Source organism: Paracoccus marcusii (assembly GCF_006151785.1).
GTDB lineage: Bacteria > Pseudomonadota > Alphaproteobacteria > Rhodobacterales > Rhodobacteraceae > Paracoccus > Paracoccus marcusii.
Window position 1 is genome coordinate 1 of record NZ_VDDD01000221.1, and the last position, 2,393, is coordinate 2,393.

Here is a 2,393-nt window from a genome sequence, read left to right on the forward strand (position 1 = left end):
CTCATAACCTGAAGGTCACAGGTTCAAATCCTGTCCCCGCAACCAAAAATTACTACATGATATCAAACACATGGGCCGCCCTTCGGGCGGCTTTTGCTTGTCGCGTCGTGTTGCATGGCCCTCCCGAGCACTCCCCAAAGATTCCAAAGGCTTACGACCATCCCCGATTCCTCCGTGCAACACGGATGCGACACCGGATGGGGTGGATGTTCTCGGGGTGTTCGCGGGCGATGGTGCTTGCCCCAGCGGTGCCGCTGCGCTTGGATGGGAGCAATTCCCGAAAGGTTCTAATTGCCCATGCCGATCTACGAGTTTGCCAGCGAAGAAATACGCCCCCTCAGCAAGACCACGTTCGGTCTGATGCAGCTGCAGGAGCGGCGCGACCTGCAGCGGCTGCTGCGGGCGAACATCGCCGTGGTCGCACCCGACACGCTGGTGATCGCGGAGGAGTTCGGGGACTGGGACGAGTCGCGCCGGCGCATCGATCTCCTCGGCATCGACCGCGATGCCAACCTCGTGGTGATCGAGCTCAAGCGGACGGAAGACGGCGGCCATATGGAACTGCAGTCCATCCGCTACGCGGCGATGGTCTCGACCATGACCTTCGCTCAGGCCGCCGATGTGTTCGGACGCTACCTCGCGCAGATCGGCAAGGCCGATACAGATGCGCGGGCCGAGCTGCTCGATTTCCTCGGGTGGGACGAGCCCGACGAGGATGCCTTCGCGCAGGACGTCCGCATCGTCCTGGCGTCGGCCGAGTTCAGCCGCGAGCTGACCACATCTGTTCTCTGGCTTATCGAGCGCGGCATCGACCTCCGCTGCGTTCGCCTCCAGCCCTACGGGCTTGAAGGGCGGGTCCTCGTGGATGTTCAGCAGATCATCCCGCTTCCGGAGGTCGCGGAATACCAGGTCCGCGTCACCGAGAAGAAGCGCAAGGAGCGCGAGGCGCGAACAGACACCCGAGACTGGACCAGCTACGACGTCACCCTCGGTGGGCGCCAATTGACAGGACTCCGGAAGCGACACGCCATCTATCAGGTGTTCCGCCATCTCGTGGAGCGCGGCATCGCACCGGAGAAGGTCGCCCAACACTGCGGCCCGCGGGCCAACCGGGCCCTCGTTTCCGTCGAGGGCGAGGTGGCTGTTGAAGACTTCCATCGCCTGGCGAAGGAGGCCCGAGTGAAGGAAGGACGGAACTTCGATCCGGGCCGATACTTCTGCGGTGAAGACGAAATCCTTCACTTCGAAGGGCGCACCTACGCCTTCTTAAATCAATGGGGTGGCAGGGCCTTTGACGAAGCCATGGCCGACTTGCGTGATGCATTTCCCGACAATGAGATCGCGTTCGCGCCCTCCGAACAATAGCTGATCCCCACTTGCTATCGATGCCGACAAGAGCGTGATGGATCAGGACGCTCTGTCGGAGATGATGATGCCCAAGGCCAACGACGCCGCGCTCGTCGCATTCATCTCGGCCAAGATCGAGATCGACGCCATGCTCGAACGCCTTGCTGCACTCAGCGCCGACCATTTCGAATGCAGCCCCGAGGAGGTGAACTGGGGCCATGTCGGGACGCTGGAGCACTATCGCGCCCGCATCCGCGAAATCACCGACATGGCGTTCCGCGAGGGCGAGCACACCGATTGAGCGAGCCTCACGCTCGCGGGAAAACGCGTTGCGGCCGCCAACGCGTTTTGCGCGTATCAGGATGCCGCCGTCGCGATATCATGTTCAAAGCCCTTTCGAGGATTGGATGCGGACGACGGAGACGCGCCCCGTCGCCCCTGCGATCTGCCGGTTGAGGTCCGCAAGCGCGGCGGCCATCTCGCCATCGCTCGCGTAGGTGATGCGCTTGCCGTCGTATTCGACGGTGCGGACGCCCCGGTAGCGCGCGGCCATCAGCGCGTCCCGCCAGGCGGTGAGCTGGGCGAGGTCGGCCATGCTCACGCGCCCGCATTCATGAACCAGCCGCGGTGGTCGATGAAGCCCGCGCCGAAGTCCAGGATCACCCGGATCTCGACGCCGTCCACGTCCCAGCCCGAGCGGCTCTCGACCTGCGGACCCTCCGCACCCGAGAGATAGGCGAACTCCAGACCGTCGATCTCGCCGGGGTCGGCGGTGACATACCAACGTGTGGCCGAGGACAGCCGTGGCTCGACCACGAGGGAGAGCGACCCGGAGAACGGGTTCACATCGGCGGCGGTCGCGGGCGCGATGGAGGCCAGCCACTTCTCGGCCGTGGTCTCCAGCGCGGGCGGCACCAGCAGGTTGCGGGGCGTCACGCGGATGGTGCGGTCCTCGATGCCCTTCTGGGTGCGCAGTGACCTGCTACGGGATTTTTCCTCCACCATCGATTAGAGTCCGATCCAACTTGAGGACGGACAATGAAGCG

Annotated in this window: 4 protein-coding genes; 2 read left to right on the forward strand and 2 right to left on the reverse strand. The window is 63.8% G+C overall.

The features are described from left to right. Nucleotides 1-297: 297 nt before the first annotated feature. Nucleotides 298-1,365 carry a PDDEXK family nuclease gene (locus tag FHD68_RS18305; protein WP_127898076.1) on the forward strand — a complete coding sequence of 356 codons (1,068 nt, stop codon included), beginning with the start codon at nt 298-300 and terminating at the stop codon, nt 1,363-1,365. Nucleotides 1,366-1,402: 37 nt separating this feature from the next. Beyond that, complete coding sequence (locus FHD68_RS18310; protein WP_240542515.1) at nt 1,403-1,648, forward strand: hypothetical protein; 246 nt, start codon at nt 1,403-1,405, stop codon at nt 1,646-1,648. 84 nt (nt 1,649-1,732) lie between these two features. Here FHD68_RS18310 and FHD68_RS18315 read toward each other — a convergent pair whose 3' ends face one another. Together FHD68_RS18315 and FHD68_RS18320 are read right to left on the reverse strand one after the other, a co-directional pair. After that, on the reverse strand, nt 1,733-1,942 hold the full coding sequence (locus tag FHD68_RS18315) for a phage head-tail joining protein (protein WP_127898077.1): 210 nt from the start codon (nt 1,940-1,942) through the stop codon (nt 1,733-1,735). A gap of 2 nt (nt 1,943-1,944) precedes the next feature. Further along, the gene (locus tag FHD68_RS18320) at nt 1,945-2,352 is read right to left on the reverse strand and encodes a phage major capsid protein (RefSeq protein WP_244297973.1); all 408 of its coding nucleotides are present in this window, start codon (nt 2,350-2,352) and stop codon (nt 1,945-1,947) included. Nucleotides 2,353-2,393 lie beyond the last annotated feature (41 nt).